Source organism: Peribacillus deserti, from assembly GCF_016909175.1.
GTDB classification, from domain to species: Bacteria; Bacillota; Bacilli; order Bacillales; family DSM-1321; genus Paraperibacillus; species Paraperibacillus deserti.
Window position 1 is genome coordinate 360,217 of record NZ_JAFBFI010000002.1, and the last position, 21,030, is coordinate 381,246.

Annotated in this window: 26 protein-coding genes and 4 pseudogenes; 10 read left to right on the top strand and 20 right to left on the bottom strand. The window is 37.5% G+C overall.

Annotation, left to right across the window (positions count from 1 at the left end; all coding sequences use genetic code 11):
- Positions 1-183: 183 nt before the first annotated feature.
- The 3 genes from JOC77_RS03915 to selA form a co-directional block, all read right to left on the bottom strand.
- The gene (locus JOC77_RS03915) at positions 184-669 is read right to left on the bottom strand and encodes a dihydrofolate reductase (protein WP_204538865.1); all 486 of its coding nucleotides are present in this window, start codon (positions 667-669) and stop codon (positions 184-186) included.
- Between the two features lie 517 nt (positions 670-1,186).
- Positions 1,187-1,534 carry a hypothetical protein gene (locus tag JOC77_RS03920; protein ID WP_239558574.1) on the bottom strand — a complete coding sequence of 116 codons (348 nt, stop codon included), beginning with the start codon at positions 1,532-1,534 and terminating at the stop codon, positions 1,187-1,189.
- 185 nt (positions 1,535-1,719) lie between these two features.
- Entirely contained in the window at positions 1,720-3,129 is a 1,410-nt protein-coding gene (gene selA / locus JOC77_RS03925) for an L-seryl-tRNA(Sec) selenium transferase (protein WP_204538868.1), read from the bottom strand.
- A gap of 93 nt (positions 3,130-3,222) precedes the next feature.
- Between selA and JOC77_RS03930 the strand changes: the two genes are divergently transcribed.
- The 4 genes and pseudogenes from JOC77_RS03930 to JOC77_RS03945 form a co-directional block, all read left to right on the top strand.
- A complete protein-coding gene (locus tag JOC77_RS03930; RefSeq protein ID WP_204538870.1) occupies positions 3,223-3,522 on the top strand; it encodes an Hsp20/alpha crystallin family protein in 300 nt (99 codons plus the stop codon).
- 20 nt (positions 3,523-3,542) lie between these two features.
- Positions 3,543-3,743, top strand: a complete 201-nt coding sequence (locus JOC77_RS21705) for a VOC family protein (protein ID WP_338047172.1) — start codon at positions 3,543-3,545, stop codon at positions 3,741-3,743.
- Between the two features lie 248 nt (positions 3,744-3,991).
- Positions 3,992-4,714, top strand: a complete 723-nt coding sequence (locus JOC77_RS03940; protein ID WP_204538873.1) for a vWA domain-containing protein — start codon at positions 3,992-3,994, stop codon at positions 4,712-4,714.
- A 30-nt stretch (positions 4,715-4,744) separates the two neighbouring features.
- Positions 4,745-5,398: pseudogene (locus JOC77_RS03945) on the top strand (vWA domain-containing protein); the annotation flags it as partial.
- A 36-nt stretch (positions 5,399-5,434) separates the two neighbouring features.
- Here JOC77_RS03945 and JOC77_RS21530 read toward each other — a convergent pair.
- A pseudogene (locus JOC77_RS21530) lies at positions 5,435-5,620 on the bottom strand (Rdx family protein); the annotation flags it as partial.
- A gap of 530 nt (positions 5,621-6,150) precedes the next feature.
- On the opposite strand from JOC77_RS21530, the gene selD reads away from it, so the two are divergent.
- Complete coding sequence (gene selD, locus JOC77_RS03955) at positions 6,151-7,206, top strand: selenide, water dikinase SelD (RefSeq protein ID WP_204538876.1); 1,056 nt, start codon at positions 6,151-6,153, stop codon at positions 7,204-7,206.
- Between the two features lie 76 nt (positions 7,207-7,282).
- On the opposite strand, the gene JOC77_RS03960 is transcribed toward selD, so the two are convergent.
- Positions 7,283-7,600, bottom strand: a complete 318-nt coding sequence (locus JOC77_RS03960; protein ID WP_204538879.1) for a hypothetical protein — start codon at positions 7,598-7,600, stop codon at positions 7,283-7,285.
- Between the two features lie 261 nt (positions 7,601-7,861).
- Complete coding sequence (locus JOC77_RS03965; RefSeq protein ID WP_204538882.1) at positions 7,862-8,080, bottom strand: hypothetical protein; 219 nt, start codon at positions 8,078-8,080, stop codon at positions 7,862-7,864.
- 203 nt (positions 8,081-8,283) lie between these two features.
- Here JOC77_RS03965 and JOC77_RS03970 point away from each other — a divergent pair, with 203 nt between their 5' ends.
- A complete protein-coding gene (locus tag JOC77_RS03970) occupies positions 8,284-8,439 on the top strand; it encodes a flagellar basal body-associated FliL family protein (RefSeq protein ID WP_204538885.1) in 156 nt (51 codons plus the stop codon).
- 39 nt (positions 8,440-8,478) lie between these two features.
- On the opposite strand, the gene JOC77_RS03975 is transcribed toward JOC77_RS03970, so the two are convergent.
- From JOC77_RS03975 to JOC77_RS03985, 3 genes are all read right to left on the bottom strand, one after another.
- Positions 8,479-9,387, bottom strand: a complete 909-nt coding sequence (locus JOC77_RS03975; RefSeq protein ID WP_204538887.1) for an aminoglycoside phosphotransferase family protein — start codon at positions 9,385-9,387, stop codon at positions 8,479-8,481.
- A 15-nt stretch (positions 9,388-9,402) separates the two neighbouring features.
- The gene (locus JOC77_RS03980) at positions 9,403-9,621 is read right to left on the bottom strand and encodes a hypothetical protein (RefSeq protein ID WP_204538890.1); all 219 of its coding nucleotides are present in this window, start codon (positions 9,619-9,621) and stop codon (positions 9,403-9,405) included.
- 498 nt (positions 9,622-10,119) lie between these two features.
- On the bottom strand, positions 10,120-10,296 hold the full coding sequence (locus JOC77_RS03985) for a hypothetical protein (protein ID WP_204538893.1): 177 nt from the start codon (positions 10,294-10,296) through the stop codon (positions 10,120-10,122).
- 197 nt (positions 10,297-10,493) lie between these two features.
- On the opposite strand from JOC77_RS03985, the gene JOC77_RS03990 reads away from it, so the two are divergent.
- Together JOC77_RS03990 and JOC77_RS21535 are read left to right on the top strand one after the other, a co-directional pair.
- Entirely contained in the window at positions 10,494-10,766 is a 273-nt protein-coding gene (locus JOC77_RS03990) for a DUF2188 domain-containing protein (RefSeq protein ID WP_204538896.1), read from the top strand.
- Between the two features lie 143 nt (positions 10,767-10,909).
- Positions 10,910-11,032 (top strand): hypothetical protein, encoded by a 123-nt coding sequence (locus tag JOC77_RS21535; RefSeq protein WP_275585044.1) that lies wholly within the window; start codon positions 10,910-10,912, stop codon positions 11,030-11,032.
- A 29-nt stretch (positions 11,033-11,061) separates the two neighbouring features.
- On the opposite strand, the gene JOC77_RS21805 is transcribed toward JOC77_RS21535, so the two are convergent.
- The 10 genes and pseudogenes from JOC77_RS21805 to JOC77_RS04040 form a co-directional block, all read right to left on the bottom strand.
- Positions 11,062-11,280, bottom strand: coding sequence for a hypothetical protein (locus JOC77_RS21805; RefSeq protein WP_204538899.1), 219 nt, complete (start codon positions 11,278-11,280; stop codon positions 11,062-11,064).
- A gap of 201 nt (positions 11,281-11,481) precedes the next feature.
- Positions 11,482-12,609: a DNA polymerase III subunit beta gene (gene dnaN, locus JOC77_RS04000; RefSeq protein ID WP_204538902.1), complete on the bottom strand. Its 1,128-nt coding sequence runs from the start codon at positions 12,607-12,609 to the stop codon at positions 11,482-11,484.
- Between the two features lie 131 nt (positions 12,610-12,740).
- Positions 12,741-13,289, bottom strand: a complete 549-nt coding sequence (locus tag JOC77_RS04005; protein ID WP_204538905.1) for an HAD-IIIA family hydrolase — start codon at positions 13,287-13,289, stop codon at positions 12,741-12,743.
- A 42-nt stretch (positions 13,290-13,331) separates the two neighbouring features.
- Positions 13,332-13,658: an NUDIX domain-containing protein gene (locus JOC77_RS04010; protein ID WP_239558575.1), complete on the bottom strand. Its 327-nt coding sequence runs from the start codon at positions 13,656-13,658 to the stop codon at positions 13,332-13,334.
- Between the two features lie 68 nt (positions 13,659-13,726).
- Positions 13,727-14,038 carry a hypothetical protein gene (locus JOC77_RS04015; RefSeq protein WP_204538911.1) on the bottom strand — a complete coding sequence of 104 codons (312 nt, stop codon included), beginning with the start codon at positions 14,036-14,038 and terminating at the stop codon, positions 13,727-13,729.
- A gap of 117 nt (positions 14,039-14,155) precedes the next feature.
- Positions 14,156-14,684, bottom strand: a pseudogene (gene lepB / locus JOC77_RS04020) (signal peptidase I).
- Between the two features lie 447 nt (positions 14,685-15,131).
- Positions 15,132-15,926 (bottom strand): class I SAM-dependent methyltransferase, encoded by a 795-nt coding sequence (locus tag JOC77_RS04025; protein ID WP_204538914.1) that lies wholly within the window; start codon positions 15,924-15,926, stop codon positions 15,132-15,134.
- Positions 15,927-16,361: 435 nt separating this feature from the next.
- Entirely contained in the window at positions 16,362-16,505 is a 144-nt protein-coding gene (locus tag JOC77_RS04030; RefSeq protein ID WP_204538918.1) for a DUF3941 domain-containing protein, read from the bottom strand.
- Between the two features lie 282 nt (positions 16,506-16,787).
- The gene (locus JOC77_RS04035) at positions 16,788-17,204 is read right to left on the bottom strand and encodes a DUF1801 domain-containing protein (RefSeq protein ID WP_204538921.1); all 417 of its coding nucleotides are present in this window, start codon (positions 17,202-17,204) and stop codon (positions 16,788-16,790) included.
- A gap of 241 nt (positions 17,205-17,445) precedes the next feature.
- Entirely contained in the window at positions 17,446-17,856 is a 411-nt protein-coding gene (locus tag JOC77_RS04040; RefSeq protein WP_204538924.1) for an NUDIX domain-containing protein, read from the bottom strand.
- 390 nt (positions 17,857-18,246) lie between these two features.
- Here JOC77_RS04040 and JOC77_RS04045 point away from each other — a divergent pair, with 390 nt between their 5' ends.
- A complete protein-coding gene (locus JOC77_RS04045) occupies positions 18,247-18,591 on the top strand; it encodes a YolD-like family protein (RefSeq protein WP_204538927.1) in 345 nt (114 codons plus the stop codon).
- A 537-nt stretch (positions 18,592-19,128) separates the two neighbouring features.
- On the opposite strand, the gene JOC77_RS04050 is transcribed toward JOC77_RS04045, so the two are convergent.
- A complete protein-coding gene (locus tag JOC77_RS04050; RefSeq protein ID WP_204538930.1) occupies positions 19,129-20,181 on the bottom strand; it encodes an N-acetylmuramoyl-L-alanine amidase family protein in 1,053 nt (350 codons plus the stop codon).
- 462 nt (positions 20,182-20,643) lie between these two features.
- Here JOC77_RS04050 and JOC77_RS04055 point away from each other — a divergent pair.
- Positions 20,644-20,773, top strand: a pseudogene (locus JOC77_RS04055) (IS1595-like element ISSpps1 family transposase); the annotation flags it as partial.
- Positions 20,774-21,030: the final 257 nt, after the last annotated feature.

Below are 21,030 nucleotides of genomic sequence, written 5' to 3' on the forward strand. Positions count from 1 at the left end.
CTCTTTGAACCAAACTTGATTGGTTTCTTGAAATCGATCGAAGTTGTCTAAGATCGTATATCTAATGTCACTTAGATGCATTTTTCATGGCATTACTCTCCTAAAATGACCGTTGAAATATATATTCAATCGTTTTCTCACTAAGAGAAAAAGTAAAGCTGCCGGAATAATCGGCAGCACATCCTACTTTCGGTCATAAACACAAAAATAATAATCATATGGATTTTTTTCATCTTTAGGACCTTTTTCTCTAGAAACCAATTGCCATTCTTCTTCGTTTATTTTTGGAAAATGAGTATCTCCTTCGAATTCATCTTCAATTAACGTTATATACATACGGTCTGCGATGGAAAATGTAAGATTAAAAATCTCTGCGCCGCCAATTATAAAAAACTCGTCTTTACTGCTTTCCTCTAAGTTAGTTATTTCTTCGATTGTATGTATAATTGTACAACCTTCAGCTTTATAGTGACGATTTCTAGTTAAAATAATGTTTTCTCTTCCTGACAAAGGCCGTCCAATCGATTCATGAGTTTTTCTTCCCATTATAATAGGATGTCCCATTGTCACTTGCTTAAAAAATTTTAAATCTGCAGGCAGATGCCAAGGAAGATCATTATTTCTTCCGATGACACGATTCTGATCCATAGCTACTAGAAATGAAATCAATTTAGTCCCTCTCCTTTTGCAGTAAGGTTTTAGATAGTATACCTGTCTACAATTATAACTGAAGAAACCTAAAGCCATGTAATTAATAATCCCTTTACAAGACAATCCTAGCCATTTGCCATAGAGGATACAGGCAGTGATTAGACCACTAAAGATTATTAATGAGAATGGAGAACAAAACGGCTTTACATTGTGCCTGTACAAAGTAATTAAAATCTTTAAGTTGGCACATTATATAAGACTCATTTTTCCAATTCAGATGTAACAAGTTCATATGTAATGCTTGTGCAAAAACTTAAAAAGGATGAATGAGTGTATAAGACATTCACCATCGGGTGTACCGTGCCTTCGCTGCCGTTACAACGTTGAATTTGAATCATTTTCCAGACAAGATATTCGTTATAAACGGTGTAAGTCATTTTTTCTCTACATAAAATTTTGTTATCAGCCTGAGAAAAGAATTGGTACGTGCCAATGAAAAATAGCTGCCATTGTATCGTGGCAGCATAATAGAATATTATAGAGATTCTCCCTTTCCTCTAAGCTTATTAAAATAGAGAAAGATAGGCAGCGGGATGATGATGAATCCAAGGCTTTTGATCAATTGATTTTTCGCTTCATTTTTCACTCGGTCTTTATGGTCATTAACAGCCGTTTCGTACTGGCGTCTAAGCTCTTCCTCACTTAATCCAGATTCCTTTTTGTCCGCTTCATTATTCTTTAAATCAACAAATTCATTATAGCTTTGGTAGAAGGCTGGTGGGCTGACCAGATCCGCAGCAGCCATGAAAATGGATATGCCGCCGCCAATCGTCATCATTAAAGTGGCAAAGAGTACCAAATAGATATATAAATGGCGAAACACGCTCTCATCTCCTTTCCCTTTATTTTTAAGCACTGCCCCAATAATGAAAGCAATAATCACTATGGGCAGCAAAACATATAGAAGGACTAACACAATGGCCAGATTCTCTCCCTCCTTTCCAATTTTTTTAGTATCCTTTCATATATATGACGAATCCTTTCGGAGTTTGTTACTAAATATCCTGCTTATTTTTTCAGTGTTTTAAGTACTTCGGCTACTTTAAATATTTCTTCCTGTCTTAATGTTCTCACATCAAAAAAGACTCTTTCATGAATAATACGAGCAGCCACAGCGGGTTCGCTTAGTCGCAGTCTTTCGTGAAATGCAGATGGTGAGAGTACTGGGTGTGCAACGCTCACACCAAACGTATCCAGCTCTACTCCTGGCATAGTACCGCCGCCAATCGTACTTGTTTCTTCTGCAACAAAAGCAGTATAACCCTTAGAAAGTTCATGAATCGTTTTGCATAAGTCTTCTGCTTTTTCGTAAAGCTCTTCGGGGGAAGCAAGAATATCGGCCAGCGTAGGATTCATATATCGCACACTGCCTCCTTTTAGGTAATCCAGTAATGTAGCTTCAAGGGCAGCAAGTGTCATTTTATCAACACGAAGAACCCGCGCAAGCTGATGCTTCTTCAATCTTTCTATGAATTGTTTTTTTCCAGCAATAATACCTGCCTGCGGACCGCCGAGCAGTTTATCCCCGCTAAAAGAAACAAGGTCAGTACCAGCTGACAAAACATCTTTCACCAAAGGCTCCTCGCCCACTCCAAAACTTCCAAGATCAAATAAAACACCGCTCCCAAGGTCTTCATAAAACAAGATATGTTCGTGCTTTGCGGCAAGCTCGGCCATGTCAATGGCTTCTACGGTTTTAGTAAAGCCAATTGTTTTAAAATTGGACGTATGTACCTTCATTACAATTGCGGTATTTTCGTTGATTGCATTTTCATAATCAGACAAATGAGTTTTATTAGTGGTTCCTACCTCAATCAGCTTCGCACCACTTTCTTCCATAATGGAGGATATTCGAAAAGACCCGCCGATTTCTACAAGCTGTCCTCTCGATACAATCACATCTTTATCTTTGGCAAGTGCCCGCAGGATAAGAAAAACAGCTGCCGCATTGTTATTTACAACCATGGCTGCTTCCGCACCCGTAATTTCACAGATCCACTCTTCGATATGTTCATGGCGCGAACCGCGTTCCCCTTTTTCAAGACGATATTCGAGATTCGAATAATTTCGGGCTATATTAACGACATGGTTAATAGCCGATTCACTTAGCCTGGCTCGGCCTAAATTAGTATGTAAAATAGTGCCTGTGGCATTTATGACTCTTTTTAATTTATAACCGTAATTTTTTTTCATTTTTGCTTCCAGCGCCGCCAGTATTTCATGTACAAATTCTTCGGTCCCCGGCCTGGCACCTGGCCATTCTTCTTTGATCAATTGGGAACGAACCTGGTTCATTTCATTCTTTAAGAGCTGAGTCAGGCGAGCTTGATCCCAGCCGGTCCGTTTTATGAGCTCTAGGAATAAAATATGTTTTTGAAATTCATGTACAGCAGGTATTAAACGAACTAACTCCTTCACATTGTCCCTCCAGCGTTCAGCATTTTCATCATTATAACACTTTTCCTATTAGGCTCGAATATCCTATAAAAAAGTACACAGAAGGTGAATTGTATGGATTTTGATGAATGGATGAAAGCTTATTCTTTGGATCCCTTTACAACATATTTGGATTATACTGTTTTCAGGGTTGATGTATTTAATACGGTAGAAGCATATATTGTGGAAGCTCTTTTGGATCATTGTCATTCTAAGGATTACATGGTATTAGTCAAAGAAAATGAATTGGTTATTCGTCTGTTAGTGGAAAAGGAACATTTAGAGCGGAAAATATACTTTCCTTCGTCTATCCACTCGAAAACTATTCAGTCTACTTTAAAAGATGATATTTTAGAAGTAAAGGTTTTTAAGTAAGAAAGGAGAAGAGGATTAAGATGCTGCACCATGTAGAAAACAATGTATCAGACCTGCCATCTGCGGCAGATTTTTGGGGATGGATCCTGCCGCAGCTGTTATGTAATCTATCAAAGATGGGATTGGGAATCATCTGGAAACATAAAGACACGTACTTAGTATTTGTTCAGTCCGAAGAAAGACATCTGGATCCTCCTTTTCACCGAGCAAAAACAGTCTGAAATATATAGCTTTTCATGGGCACTTACGAGAACCCGTGAATGAACTGACGAGTACCATTAAAGAAAAAGGAGTTAGAATTTTATATGAGGACAAGTATCCCTTTGCTGCAGGACCTGGTCATTATGCTGTATTTTCCGAGATCCAGACCGCTTAAAAGTGGAAGTAGCCGCACCTCCTCTTTCATAATCCATCAAATAATTTCCAAAATTTGATATTTTTATATATGATGAACAACCAGGAGGAAAATATGGATTTTTTTAAGAGATATTATTTGGTATTTGCCTGCATTATCACTTTGGGTATTTCTTTAACAGGGTGCCAAGAAAAATCCGGCGTTGAAAGTGCTGATGTAAAGAACGTGGAAAAGGCAGAAAATAAAAAGCAGAATCCCCAAAAAGAGAAAAAAATACCTGCAGCAGGAAGCACTGTTTCTGAAATGGTTAACCAGCCGCAAGGACTGCTTATGGAAAAACATATGAAAAAGGACCTGGATGGACAAACTGGCTGGGATGGAATGAATTATATAAAGTATTATAATGAAACTTTCCAGCCTTTAAGCGAAAAAGAACTTAAAACATACTTCCTATCCCATAAAAATCTGGATTCTCAGGAGATATATTATTATCTTGTACATATGCTGGGATCTGGGGAATATAAGCAGTACTATGAAAAACTGCTAAACTATCAGCATGGCTATGTGATGCCAGAGCTTCCCGAAGGTCCGGATGAAGTGGCAAATACAAAGAAAAAAACCAACATAATTGTACTTATGGATGCAAGCGGAAGCATGAAAGAATCCGTAACGGGAGGAACTAAAATGAAATTGGCCAAAAAAGCTATTGGCACCTTCATGTCACAGCTTCCGCCGGATTCCAACAGCTCTCTCCTTGTTTACGGACACAAAGGCTCTGGCTCAGAGGCTGATAAAGAAATGTCATGTAAAGCTGTCGAATCGGTTTATCCATTGTAGACTTACAATAAACCCGTTTTTCAAACAGCCCTTTCATCTTTTGATGCCAAAGGATGGACACCGCTTGCTGGTGCAATCGAGCAAGCTAAAAAAATACTCCAGCCTTATAACAGCCAAGAGTACGATAATAAAATATTCATTGTCAGTGACGGCGTGGAAACCTGCGGAGGAGATCCGGTCAAAGCTGCTAAAACCCTGCAGGACGCTAATATCAAGGCTAAAGTCAAAATCGTGGGCTTTGATGTAGATCATGAAGGACAGCAGCAGCTAAAAAAGGTGGCTGAAGCTGGCGAAGGCACATATACAACTGTCAGCAATCAGTCGGAGCTTCAATCGGAAATCGTCGAAAAGTGGAAGCCATCCATCGGCCAGCTTGTTTGGACCCAGGGCGTCACCCTTGTTGATACCTATAATGCCATGAAAAATATGAATGATATTTATAATCCGTTATACCAGCTTTCCACCAACGAAAAAATCAGGATCCTGGATGCGGTTCGATTTCTAATGAGTGAAAAGCTTATAACCGAAGAAACAAGAGCTCAGGTCTCTGAACTGGCCAATCAAATGGATCAAATCCGTCAGGAAGAATTTAAAAAGATTAAGGATGAAAAGGAAACAGAAAGAGAAGCTGCACGAAAAGAAATAGAAGAAAAAGTAGTTGCATGGAAAGCTAAATGGCAATAAAAAGAACAGAGCGAATATGCTCTGTTCTTTTTATATTCACATATCTTCCATTTGTTTGATGATATCATCGGATTTTGGAAACCGGCCTGTTTCCTTTTTGGAGTACAAAAGATTTCCATTTACAGTGACTTCAAATACTCCTCCGGAAGCAGGAACAAGCTCCAGCTTGGTAACATCGCCTCTAAAGCGGCTGAAAAGGTCTTCTGCGAAACTCGCAGCTTTTGGTGAATAATTTCACATCATGCAAAATTCAACTTTGACTTCAAACTTGCTCATATAGACACCCCTTTATTAGGTACTTTTATTAATTATAATAGATTTTCCCCTATATAACATGTTTTAACCTGCTTAGCATAAGCTCAGGGTACAATTGGAGCAAATCTAAGCAGCCAACAGTTCGGATAAAAACATTGTCTCCTTCATACCTTTTGATGAACTAGTTTGAACTTCAATTTGTTAGTCTCTGTATTAATACCTGCTACAAAATATGGCCTGCGGAAGTATTTGCTTCTTAATGAATAATTGCATTGTATAAAAAATAATTGCACTGTTTAAAAAATCAATTGCATCATATACGAAATTATTTGCGCCATTTACTTGGGCTGTTATTATTAGGGCAACCGCTGGATTCTGATCCTTTTTAACTTATGCAGCATTATATTGCAATGCCCCTTCAAACGCTATTCTTTGGTATATTTATTTCTTCCGTAGTACAATTTACTAGTAACTTTGTGAAAGGAGATGCTTGCTCAATGTCAGAACACGAAAAAATCAGGCTCACAGCACTTTCAACAAAAGCTGGCTGAGGCTGCAAAATCGGTCCTGAGGACCTGGCGCAAGTTTTGCGCCTATTACCAAAGCAAGACCCTATTCCGGAAGTATTAGTTGGCAATGAAACCTCCGATGATGCAGGAGTATATAAACTTACAGAGGACCTTGCACTCATACAGACAGTCGATTATTTTACGCCGATTGTGGACGACCCTTATATGTTTGGCCAAATTGCGGCTGCCAATGCATTGAGCGATGTATATGCCATGGGCGGGGTGCCAAAGACTGCACTTAATATCCTGGGCTACCCAATTAAGAAACTGGGCAGCCACACTCTTTCAGAAATACTCCGCGGTGCAGCCGATAAAGTCAAGGAATCAGGAGCCGCCACAATTGGAGGGCATTCGATCGACGATCAGGAGCCTAAATTCGGCCTTTCGGTGACAGGTATAGTCCACCCCGATAAGGTGTGGAAAAACGTAGGTGCTAAACCGGGAGATGTTCTCGTCATAACAAAGCCGATCGGTGTCGGAATTTTAACTACTGGTATTAAACGAGATGCTGTGACCGCAGATCAGGCTGAAGCCGTAACAGCTGTAATGGCAGCTCTTAACCATACTGCGGCTGAGAAGCTGAAAGCCTATCGCCCGAATGCTGTTACTGATGTAACCGGCTTTGGACTTATGGGCCATGCAAGTGAAATTGCAAGAGGAAGCGATGTAAACCTTGAGATATATTATAGCAAGGTCCCTGTTCTCGAAGGCGCAAAAGAACTTGCTGCGGCTGGTGTTTTACCAGGCGGATCAAAATCTAATCATAAATGGCTTGTGAACGAAGTGGCATATTCTGATAATCTTACTGAGGTGGACCAGTTCATCCTGTGTGATGCCATAACTTCAGGCGGACTGCTGGTAAGTATGAATGAAGAAGAAGCCAATCTGTATGTGAATGACCTTCATGAAGCGGGAGTTACTGAAGCTGCTATAATAGGGAAGGTTCACGAAAAATCGAACAAGCTCATAGTTGTTAGTCAGTAAAGAAAGCTTGGGATCTATTCCCAGGCTTTTTTGTCATACTAATATTAACAATTCTTTATTTTTAACACTTAATCTATTAGATGAAATAATCTTTATAATAAATAATGATTGCGATTAACGACACGACCGTATAGGCAACAGCTGTATAAAAAGCAACAGAAGGATGAAAAGAAGTTTCTTCTTCCTCAACCTTCATACCTGTTTGCGCCTGAACCTGAAGGCGTACCTGATTAGAAGAAAAACCGCCAGTCGAAGTAAAAAAGTGAATGATTATAGTTGAGAGCAAACCACAAAAAAAGGAAGAATCAATAAATTTCATTCCTGTGAAGGTGCATAAATAATTTATCAACCCAATAAACAACAATGTACAAATAACAACCCATACTTTCTTCAAATAAACTCCTCCTCTCCATATATACTAGTTCATACGATATAAAAATAAAAAAGTTCCATAAAATACCACTATATTCAATTAATTTTATATATTTAGTGACCATATCTATATATTTTCTCTACCCGTATACTTCCAATTAATAAAATCGATTTTTCCCCAGTCCCCTCTTTTTTTTAGGGCTCCTACATACAATAAAAAACGCCATAAAAAAAATGGCGTTTATCAAACAATTCATGTTCATCCTATAATCATTAAGCCTTATTACTTTTCATTGCGCTGATTTCCCATAGCCTTACTTACACTTCCTGTAGTCTTATCAATTGCATTCGCTGTTTCATCAACAGTATTCATAGCAATGTTTTCTGTCGCGTTAATTGCATTTTGTGCAGCATCAAATGCTACCCCAGCTCCATCTTTAACTTTATCAGCTACATTTTGGGCAGCGTTATTTTGGTTTTCATTCCTATTTTGATTAGACATATTCTCACCTCCTAAAACATTCTTTTTATATTCTGCAAAAGTGAGAATTTTATCCATATTTTCATTTAGTAACGTATTTTTTTTGAAATTATTAGTTCCCTTTGCGTTGGTGCACTCCTTTATAAGTTGTTGTACGTGCTTCTTAAGTTTCTCGCAAACATTCGCATCTTGTGCATATACATTCTAAAAGGGAGGGGGATTTCTTGGCTAATTTGTGGCTGGCAACACTGGGAATACTCTTTGTATTGGGGATGGCAGGCGGTGCGTTTTTCTTTTTATTAAAAGCTTCACTTGATACAAAAGACGCTGTAAAGATTGACTCTCCAAAGAATACTAAAAACAGGAATAAATCAAATTAGGGATTGCCGTCTCTGGCAATCCCTTTTTATATATAATAGTTAATACATTTCTCCAAACTCCTCAAACCACCGGGCGCACTCAAAAGTGTTCTTCCACTCTGGATCGTTGTCTTCAATTCCCCAGCAAGCATATAGAACACTCATGGCTGCTGCCGCTTTAAGGAGCCTTTCACGATCAATTCTGCTGTTATTTGTAAGCAGGTTAATTCTGTAAGAAAGCAGCTCCTTTGGATTCTTTTGATCAAATAGATGGTTAATTAAGTAGGAGGAGAGACCAAAATAAGGATCACCCGATACTCCTTTTGGATCTATTGCAAGCCAGCCTCTATCATGGGAAAACAAAATGTTTTCATGATGTAAGTCTCCATGCAGAAGTTCATCTCCCTCAGAAGTTTTGTGGATTTCTTTAAATAATTCGGAAGCATGGGTTATGTATTCGCTTGTAATTGGCCCTTCACCATTTGGATAAGCCTCCAGATATCGATTTAATCCTGAAGCCCAATCCATAATGGACGGGAAGCTTATTCCAGGTGGCACTGGACGGCGTATTGCCATCCAAACATCCAAAAAGTAATGAACGGCAAGTGTTTCGTCTTTTTCTTCAGAAAGCATAATTCCAGGCCGGAGCTGTTCTAACAATAAAGCCCCCTTTTCGCCATCTGCTTTCAAAAGCCTTGCGAATCCTTCACCATTATAAACTTGAAGAGTATGGATTTCATTTTGAAAGTCAAAACCTGGCACACCTAATTTCAGGATTACCGGCTTCCCCTCTTGATCCCTCGCTTTTAATACATAATTATAAGACAAATTCGATACAGGACCCTCAATCGTAAGACTCCATTTTCCAACAAATTCTTGGACTCTTGTTTCAAGCTTACTTAACCAGGCTTCACCTTCAGCTCCAAAGGCGCCCATTATTTTTTTCTTGAACAAATCAGGGATTAACAAACAGATTACACTCCTCTACCAAATATGATTTTCATGCTCCGCTGTTATATTAGCAGCAGCTTCTGGAGTTCTGGACAGATTTTCACCTTTTGAATCCTGAAGTTGAAACATAAAGATATCATTATTAAAACCATCTTTATTCCTTTCCAGATTATTTATTTCTTTTTCCATATCCTGGCCGAGCCATATACGAAGTAATAATTTAATAAATGTTTTTTCATGTTTCACTTCCATTTGAACTTTTATTTTGTGACATTATCACCATTTTGCCAGCTGAGAAAGCAAGATCCCCTTCTTATTCACTAGCACACGGTTATTATTGCTGAAACTACTATTAGTTTTTATATGATGATACTGAAAAGAAAAAATAAAAGACCTGTCAAAATCTCCACCTAGAGTAAAATGAATTTTCTTTTCTTCCTGTATAGAAATCAGGGAGAGCTGCGTTGGAAACTGCATATGTAATTTACATATTCTTTCTAATTTTACCATTATATAAAAATGTTAAATATTGTTTCCCTAATCTAGTATGCTTGAAATTTTAATGTTGTTAACTGTAAAGTACAAATACCTTTTTAGAAAGACCAGCAAGTTTACGAAACTTATTAATCTTTATATTTTTATATGTTTCTTTTATTTTCTTCTGAAAGTGTAAAGGAACATGTTCTTTTTACTCTAACTCGAAAAGCTAAAACAGCCGCCTTTTTTCTAGGCAGCTGTTTTAGTCATTGTTCATGTTGGTCTTTTTTCGCCTGCAGCTGTGCCGCCAATTTTTGGTTTCGCACCAAGTTTGTTTCCGTCGGTATCCCAGTCAAATCCTGGATCAGTGCCGGCTGTTGTCATTAAGGGCTGTTCAACACCTTCTGTACCTGGATCATGGTTTCCTTTTTTTCTATTTGTATCACCCATACAATTACTCCTTTCCAAACAAAATCCTTTCTATTATCCACTGCTCCTCTTTTTCTTATGCAAGTCTGAAACCGTGTTTGAGATGAACCAAACTCCATTTTAAGAATTAGGTATCAAGTCATCAGTTCCTGAGGTTTTCATAATTGATGGACGGGTAAAAGTACACTGCAAACAATATATAGGAGGAGGGATGAGAGATGTCAAAGAACAGCAATAATGGAAATCATCCGGAACGTGATCAATACTTTAAAGACAGGGCTGGAACCGACGATGCAAGGTTTCATGTAGTGCCGCATGACGAAGAAGGATGGGCTGTTAAAACAGAGGGTGAGGACAAGCCCGATTATAAAACAAAGTCTAAATCAGAAGCTGTGAAGGAAGCCAAACGAATGGCTGAAGAAGCCTGTACTATGGTTATTATTCATGATGAGGACGGTAAGATTGAAGAACAGTATAACTTTCAATCCTAATAACAGAGTATATATAGAAGCTTTTTAAGCAGGACACTTTAAGTATCCTTTTTTATTTATCTGACTTTTCCTTGACCGGACTGGTTTATAACCCATTTGTTGCCGGGTAACTATAACTACAAATCATCACGAGGAGGTTCACCATGTCAGCATCTGATTTGATCTGGGCGGTTCCAGCACTTTTAGGAGTCGGTTTTGCTTTTTCACTTTATTCATTATCTAAAAGACCTGTGTTTCAAACAAAAGGAGAACACAAGCAGCTATAGAGCCTAGAGAGGGTTATTCCCTCTCTTTTTCATGGTCTCATTGTTTCGAAGGGAGTTATATATTTTTTCTCTGCCAGCCGTATTCTTGGCATGATATAAGTGCCTCCGATTCCTTTTGCTTTTGCCAGTAAAATATAATCTGTCCCCATCACTTCAAGGAGTTCAGATTTCTTGAACCTAGAAATATTTGCAATCACAAACCCTGATAAGGCTTTTGTAGGTAAAATCGTATAACTAAATCTTCCCACCAAGCGACAAGCTGGAGCCCCAATTTTACTCCAAGAGTGTACTGCAGAAAACTTTCAACCATAGAAACTCCAAAGCAGTCCCTATGGTCAATTACACAATTCGATCATTCTAGATATTTACCGTTACTTTTATATCATTTGATTCATTTCATTCTAATTCTTTTTCCTTTACTCCAATTCTTCTCCAATCCCCACTTTTTATTATTGTGATCGAACAGGCGAAATAAGTTGAAGATGTGATGGGTCATGCAGCGGTTCAATGATAACTGGACGCATGGTGCCACCGAATTTTACTGATACATTTTCTCCGTTTATTACTTTTAAGGCATCCAGTAAATAACTGCCATCGACTGAAATACCAAAGTTTGTATCCCCTTCTATTTTTACATCCAATGTTTCTTGAATGGCCCCTATTTGGGATGAATTAGAAGAAATTAGAATTTTAGAATCAGGCTGTATTTCCAAGTTTACATTGTTATTTCTCCATTCTCGTGCAAACAAACAAGTCCTATCAATACATTGGAGGAGCTTTCTTTTATCCAAAGTTACTTTTGTTTTTGGTTGTATTTGCATGATCCCTGCAATATTTGGAAAAACCCCTTCAATTAACCGTGAATAAAGAGAAATCGAATTAATAATGAAAACGATGTAGTGTTCAGTAAAATGAATAGCTGTTTCACCGGATTCATGAGTGATTAATTTTGCTGCTTCAGCCATGTTCGAACCAGGAACTACCAATGAACCTTCTACATCCGAGTGTATATCAATTTTTTTAACAGCTAACCGATAAGAGTCTGTAGCAGAGAATATGAGAGAAGCTTCACTTACAGCTATATGAACTCCGGAAAGCACCGGTTTCAATTGATTTTTAGATACAGCAAAAACGGTTTGTTTTATTAAATCGATCAACTGAAGCGCCGGAACGTGGAACGATTTTGCTTGTTCGACATTTGGTAGACTTGGATAGTCTGCAGGATTCCAGCCATTCAATCTGGATATTATTTCACCGGACTGTATGGTAACAGTGTGGCTTTCATTAACCTTAATTAATAGGTCACCGGGCATTTTTTTGATTAGTTCATATAAATATTTAGAGGGGATTACAACACTGCCTGGTTGATAGATATCAAAAACCTTTGCCCCTTTTATACGGGCCGGGATTTTTTTCTCTATAGCTATTTCTGAATTACTTCCTATGAGCGTGATGGCTTCCTTAGCTGCGATTAGTTTAATTCCTGCCAGAATCGGAATATTCGTATTTGGGGATACCGCTTTACTTACATCTGAAATTGCTTTGATAAACCACTCGTTATTGATTGAAAATTCCATGAAGTTAATCCACCTTAAGTTACTTTCTAATATAATTCGACACTATTTGTGCAAATCCTTTTATAGTGCTACCTTATATAGGATTCCGCTTTTTAAAAACAAAAAGGATAAATGACAGAAGCGTTTTTTATTTATTTGTAATTTGAGTTTAACCATTCCACTGCTTCTAATAAATCAGCGGCGGCATAATCGAGTGCCACTTCACCCCAAAGTGCAAAAAATTCTTTGTTCTCATATTTCTTAAGCGCTTCTGCTCCTGCGCCCGTCTTTACTAAAATATTGATACAGTCTGCTTGTTCCGCAGCAACCATATCTGTCCATCTGTCTCCAATTACCACGCATTGTTTTAGGTTTAAACCATTTTCATCTACTGCTTGCAGAAGCATTCCAATCGATGGTTTTCTGCAGGTACATCCGTAAGTGTGTTGATGGGGACAAAGATATATTTGAACAAATCCAAAGCCTGTCAGTTCTTTTTGAAATTCCTCTAGGGAAGCCTTTCCCATTGAAATACCGGGTTGATTAGTGAAGGAAAAAAGCAGCTTTCCGGCTTTTTTTAATTGCAGCAGAGCGGTATCTGCAGACGGAAATAACCTAAATTCCCCTGGATAGACCACATTACCGCTTCCTCCAATAGTCCCGTCCCTGTCAATAAATACAGCTTGTATGATTCCTGGCATATATCACACCCTATGGCCATTTTTATTTACACTTATTTTTCATTAATAGCCTGGGTTCTTCAGCTTGATATCTAAATACTTTTCAAAATTTAAACTTCCAGAATAATAGCGAAGGAACCTTAGGAACTCCGCTTTAAATGTTTCTTCATATAATTCTCTCATGGCACATTCTCTTGGTGTTTCGTTCCCTTCTCTTCGGCCGGCCGGCAGCTCCCATTGCTTTCTCCAAATGTTGTAGCACAACAAAAATTTTCCTTTTGAATTTATTACGGCAAATGAGCCAGCCAATGGCCGATATTTAGATATCTCAGCTTCTTGTATATGTAAGAAATCCAGAAACTGCAAACCATCATTTTTTAGAGTATTCAAATAATTAACCTCACGTTTATTTTTTCGATTAAAGAACATTCAAGGAAAGAAGGATATAGGAAAATAGTTCAAGAATCTTTTAGATTCATACTAATTTTCCGAAAGAATAACCCTGCTGCAGCCAGATAGATCAAAAATATAATAACGACAGATAAGACATTAATTAAGTAAGGGATTGTCCCAATGTATGTTTCCGCTATCTTCTCTTTATACCAGGACAGAATCAACAGTAACAGAATAAGCCCAGTACTTAGTAATGAAATAAACCCAGTAAATGGACTCCAAGTCAGCCTGGTAATAAAACTACCAATCACTGTACAAATAATGGCTGAAGTGATAAGGAAAAATACGAAATACATATGAATCATCGGTAAATCCATTTTTGTCTCCCTTCAGTGCTTGCCGTATTCCATACAACATATTAAAGAATTTTTGCAGGTCTATTCCTAAGGAATGTATTTACCTTGAGCCGCTTGCCATTATCTTTGTTTAGCCATCTAGTTAGGAATACCAATATCCTGAAACGGATAATGACGGAATTTAACTTCACCCACTATAGATTTCTTAGTAACAAACCCATATATCCGGCTGTCTCCACTATGTAATCGGTTATCTCCAAGGACGAATATAGAACCTTTAGGTACTATTACATTTAAATTTTCCGTTAAATTCTGATTGTATAGAGCCTCTTCTTTGTTTTCTTTTAAATAAGGTTCTCCATATTCTTTTTCGTTAATATATAAAACATCATTCCTTATTTCCACGCGATCCCCCTGGTAATCCTATTACTCTCTTAATATGATTCTCATCAGAAACTGGTGAACTAAAGACGACCAAATCAAAATGATCAATCTTACTAATCTTAGCCACTATAATCTTATTTTTATCATCAAAAGTAGGAACCATAGACTCCCCCTGAACAGATACAGGAACAAAAATAAATTGCCTGCAAAACCATACAATAAATAAGGCAAAAAGAATAGACTTACCCCAGGAATAAACTTCCCTTTTTATATTGTCAGCCATTCAATCACCTCCCCATATTTATAAATTGTACCATATTTTGTATTTTTATTAATATATTAAAAATATGAAATTTTAAAAAAATAATCTCTTGAAAAACCTTCCTCTTTTAAGGTATGTCTATATTAAAGTTTATTTGGATTTTGGCACTATGTTGATTTAAACAGATACGCGAAACTCATGTGGAAAAGCGGGCCAGGCAAACCCCACAGGCTAAACATGAGAAGAGGCGGACCACCCGCGGAAAGCGAGTGTTTTTCCATGTAAACTGGCAAATTTAACAGAGCTTAAGAAATAATAGAAGGCTCTCAATTAGGATTAATAATAAAAGCCAGCTGTCAGCTGATGGCTCCAGTAGTTCTTGTTTGATTCTTATCAAACTCAATTATTTTTGCAGCGTCCTAGAAGTTCACATTTTTTTACATCTATATTTATTATTTCATTATTAATTCATTCTTTTAAGGCAAGTTTAACGGAAACATGAAGTTTTTCTCTAAATTCACCCTTATCATCTAACTTAAGAAGTTGTTCATTTAAATCTGCTTCAAAAGATTGAACTTGATCTCCCAGAAATCTCTTAGATCCATATGAGGTAGAGTACAAGTTTCCGATAATCTCCTCCACGGTCCAAAGTTTTTCATATGTAGGCATAAAGTGAGTTTCTAATGTAAATCTGGAATTCTTTATCATTTGTTCATGAGTGATTCTGGGGTGAGAATAAGTGGTATCACCGGCTCTTCTTTTATTCCCATACCAGTGTTTGACAACTTCATCGACTTTCCTTTGCCATATTAAAGGCTCTTGATTTGGTTTACAATAATCAATAATAGCAGCACCTCCGCCAGATATAATTCTTTCGTATAGAATCTTCAGCATTGTCTCTCTATCCATCCAGTGAAATGCCTGTGCAATGGTAACTAATTTAAAAGTAGTTTGATCCTGATTAGAAAATTCTTCTAAATCCCCGATAAACCAATCCATATTTTCGACTCTTTGTTGTCTGCATAATCTTTTGGCCTCATCAATCATTTCAGACTCTGTATCAACTCCCCTTATTTGCTCAAACCAATCGGTAAATCTTAACGCAAGTCTTCCATTTCCGCACCCTAAGTCGAGCAAAGCTCCATTTCCATCCAGTGAGAACCTTTGGATTAAAAACCTTATTAGTGAAGGCGGATAGAGAGGTCTATATTGTGAATAATACCAGGCAGTGCCTTTAAATAAATCCGGACCATAAACTTTCAATGAACATGTTCTCCTTTGTCGTAATTATCTCTCATACTGTCTGCTTGAAAAAACGATTTTCATTAATTGAAATGGTAGCATCCAGCTCCAGATGACCTGTATACCACATAACCTTTGAATAGTTCCGGACAGAGTGGTACCATAAGTCCTTAATATAAAAAAGTTAACAAAAATATGTGAAGGTACTGATGACGGCTCACGGTGCAACTGGATATTTTCGTGTTCGGCTCACCTTACCCTACCCAAACACCTATAGAAAGAGTATTCTCCCTCTATTTCAATTAACCTTCCCGTAATAGAATGCTATTTTCCTGGCGTTGAAGCAAAACAATGATGTAGTCTTAGCGAAAGAATGGCGATTTGCAACATGTAAACAGCAGCTAAAAGTGGTAATAAAAAAGGCCATAAAAAAAGCTGGAAAAAATCCCGTTTTGATTAAAGATGATCTGTCTTCTTGGAATAGCTATGTTTTCCCATTTCTTTATTATGCTGTGCCTGTATATTCTTCTCACGATTCTTGGCATTATTATTTTCCGGCAGCTTATCATCATCTTTTGTTGTAGGATTCGATTTGACCATGTCAGCCCTCCTTCCATTAATTCATGATATTAAGTTTTGCCTCCGGGAACTTTTTTATGTATGAACTGTTTTGTCTAGTAAAAGACCTTGTTTTACCTGCGGAAAATGTTAATTTTTAATCCATTCCTTAAAAATTTACTGCAGTTTTAGATCGCAGGAAAATCCCCTGTTAGTGCGGTTTTTTTATCTTAATTGCGGGAAAAAGTAAAAATATTATGGAATGCAAAAATATCATATTCTGCAAAAACGTTAAATCCCTGCTGGTTCTCAAAGCTTTTAATGCTATGGATAAGTTTGTTGTAAAAATTCTACAGATTGAATAATTAACTTTTTTAAGACTTCTTTATCTACATCCGCTAATTTATTGATATACACACAAGCTTTTCCGGCCGTATGTTTCCCAAAGTCCTGCAGCAAATGTTCCCGTTCATTGTCCCCTACTGCAAAATATAAACTAATTTTTGCTTTTCGAGGTGAAAAACCGACCAGGGGTGCATCCCCTTCGTGACCGGATTCATACTTATAATGATAAGAGCCAAATCCAATAATGCTTGGGCCCCACATCTTTGCATGATAACCTGTCGTTTCAGAAAATATGACTAATAATTGATAAGCGTCTTCCCTCTTTTTGGGATTGTCGACTGTTTCAATAAATTCAATTACATTGTTATCTGTTTCTTTAGTTTTAAGCTTGTACATGATTTTTCCACCTTCTCTAAGCAATATGGATACCTAATCACTATATATTCAATAACAAACCACTTAAATATGACAAGCATCTAATTTAAAGGAGGAATATGAAATGATACCCCCTGAATAATCAGCTCGTCTGTTCTCCCACGTTTTCGTGTCTAATACTTGCATATTAAATGACTCAGAATCTTAATTTGCTAACTATCAAATAATTGAAGAAGAGCCGTTTCGTTAATTTAGCTTCATTTCACCGATAACATCCATTCCCATAATATTTCAATATCTTTTCAGTTATCTGTCTTGGTCTTACATCTAAAGAGGAAAGACTGTTTATTTCTACCCATATAGGCTTATAAGTGCCTCTTCCCCTTCCTGAATCGAAAAATTCCTGTCCCTGCCCTGTTCCAAAATCTCCTCCTGTACTATGAGCCAGGAAGAAATACTGGGTGCCATTATATTCAGCAGTACCAAATAGCTCTTTGATTAGGACTGACACTCCCAGCTCTTCAAAAGCTTCCCGCTTAGCGGCAGCGGAAGGGGATTCTCCTGCTTCTATTCCCCCTCCCGGAAAGACATAGTACACGCATCGATCTCTTTCTCTTTTAATTAAGGCTATCCTGTGGTTCTCAATGATTATTACAGATCCTCTGTTTCTCACTAATGCCTCCTAAAAAAAGGGATAGGTCATAAAAAATAAGATACATTCACTTGCTGATATTTATGTAATAATTATACAGTTCCTCTAATATACCTGCTATAAAAAAAACGGCAATCTAAGGATGAATCTCGAATTATGTTTTTTCGTGCTTTTAAAGTTGTGTATGACTGTTGTATGAGGATGGTTTGTTTTCCGGCCCAAGTTATGATCTGGCCAGGAGAAACCGAATGATTAGGCTGAGTATTAGAGAACCTGTGTCATATTTCTAATAACAAAAAAGTGAATTTTATAGATGGTCTGCTTTCCCATGAAAACAACAATAATTTTTTTATTTAGAATAAGAACATTTGTTCCTGTTTGCGGGTATACTATCACTGAGGGGGAATTTAAATGTCACTCAGGGACCGTGGAAAAATAAAATGGCAGGGTGCGTTTTTTATGCCTGAACACACTGCTATGCTTAAGGAGGTAACGCAAGATTATTACAAGCTGGAAAAACCCATTCTGGATGAATATCAAATTCAGGAATTTGAAAGCAAGATCTGTTTAGCAATGGAATTCACCTACTTACTGAAGATAACCTTATGGGAAGACGGATTTAACAAAGAATATACTGGATTGGCACACCGGTTAGACTCTATAGCAAAAATCATTTATCTAGAGCTTCAGCCGGAAACGTTCTTAACAAAAATTAATTTCTCCGACATTGTATATGTGGAAGTTTTAGAAAGATGAGTGTAAGCAGCTTTTAGAATAGATATTATCCCCAAATTACTTTAAATCTTTGCCAAGAGCCATGAAAACAGTCCATTAAACTAACAGTACATATGGTAAGAAACGCGTACGCGCTCTTTATCTTTTTATTATACCTTTTCAGTTCACAAGACTGTTCCTTTGTACAATGATTGCTTTTTATTTAACAGGAATAACCCTCGAATAGAAACTGAACGGTTGAAAAAGATTGCAAAAAGTATGGTTATAGGTACAGAAAAGGTATTAGTAATAAAAATCACTTCTGAAAATTAAGATGTTATTGGAAAAGATCGTAATGGTGAAAAATAGTACGAACACACTTAACATTAATTAAAACACGAAAACTCGCTCAGCTTAGCGGTTTTTTTCTCTGGCATTAATATCAACCACTACCTTTAACAGAGCATAAAATATTAATGGAGAAGCATCTGCCGAAAACGGTGGAATTTACAGAATATATTCGAACAAGTGATGTTAAAAAAACACAGGGGTATAGTCCCTGTGTTTTTGCATTGAAATTTAGTATTTTTTGAAGTAGCTCACAATCCCGTTTGTAATGCCAAGAGCTGCTTTATCTCTGAATGAGGTGGTCTTTAACAGAGATGCGTCATATGAATTGGACAGGAATCCTACTTCTACAAGGACGCTCGGAACTGTGTTCTTTCGAAGAACGATAAATGATTCACTTTTCACTCCGTTATTTTTCAAACGAGTTGCCGAGTAAGTGGAACTCTGGATGAATGTTGCAAGTTCCTTGCTTTTGGCTGGGTATGGATTGATTCGGTTGTCATCTTCATCCCTGGAACCATTGTAATAGGTATCAAGTCCGTTAGCTGAAGAAGATGTGTACGAGTTGTTGTGGATGCTCACAAAAATGTCCGCTCCAACCTTTTGGGAGTAAGCGGCACGTGTCTCAGGAGAAACATATACATCCGTGCTTCGGGTCTGGTAAACTTTCGCTCCATTTGCTTCAAGTTTGGTTTTCGCTCTTTTTGCTATATCGAGAGTGATGTATTTTTCGTATAAACCATACCCGACAGCTCCTGGGTCGCTTCCTCCGTGTCCAGGGTCTAATACGATGACATCACTTATTGTTAAAGGTTTCACTGTCGTAGTGGAAGCTGTGACCGCCGTTAAATAATCTTTGGATACATAAGCATCTCTACCGTTGTATGTGACGATTTTCCAATTACCTGTTTGTCCGTGTGTGCTGATGATGGTTCCCTGTGCATAAGAACCCAAAATTTTGCCAGAAGTCGAAGGAGTTTCTCTGATATTCAGCGAAGTGGCAGTCACTTTGTATTTGGTTATATAGAGCCTGAGATATTGGTCCGAGGCATAGACAGTCTGTCCATTGTAGTAAATTTTGTCCCAATCCCCAGTGGTGCTTATTGCCTGCAACACAGTCCCGCTCGGAACATTTGCAATAATTCTGCTGGATGTTGACGGTTGTTCCCGTAAATTTAGGGAGGTAGCGTTATACACTTGTACGTTCGTTGCAGCACTGGCATGTATGGCGGCAAGGTGCAATAACATTAAAACGGCAACAGCCGACAAAAGAAGTTTCTTCATGTTTCCCTCTCTTTGGTATGTATTTTTCTATAATAGGTACAGAAGATATTATAGGGTTAAAAAAAAGAAAAAACAGGGTATAAAAGTCACGTTTTTGCTTAAATAGGTCCATAGGTCGTGCAGAAAAGCAATCCAATTATACGATAAGGATTCATAATACGTCTTTAAATTTAGAATAATAAATACAAAGGCTGGAAAAGAAAATGGCATCCGAACAGGATGCCATTTTGTATTATTTTAATTGTTATTTATTTGGATAAAGAATCAGAGATGTATTCGGCTAGTTCATGTATCTTAACTAAACAGAGCTATAGAAGTTTAGAAAATGACGATGCTTTTAGCCAGGGGAATAATTACTACCTTTATTTACATATGTTCATAAATTTTCTCCATCATCAGATTCTTTATCCGAACATGATTAATTTTGGCTTTACTGCTCTAGTGAATGAAAGAGTCGGTACATTTGAAGGAATAGTAGAAGTAGATGAAACCTGTTTCTTAGAAAGCAAAGGTCGAAAGGTTATTTCGAGCCGTAAATCAAGAAAACGTGGTGGCTCAGTTACTAAAAAGAGGTATCTCCAATGAACAAGTCTGAGTACTGGTCGCATGAGACCGAAACAAAACACCCCTTTCGAAGCGTGTCGGTTGTAGAATTCTAACGGAGCAAAGGAATGTCTCCTCCATTGTATCCTGCATGGGGCGCCATTCCCCGTTTTATTTATAGTATCGATTAAAAAAACATAAACCTTTAGGTAATAAAAATTACCGCTTGTTGATTTTTGTAAAAGCAAGACCTGCATTAATTTATGAACTATCTATTTCCGTTATGTTAATTGTGTTCACCACTTA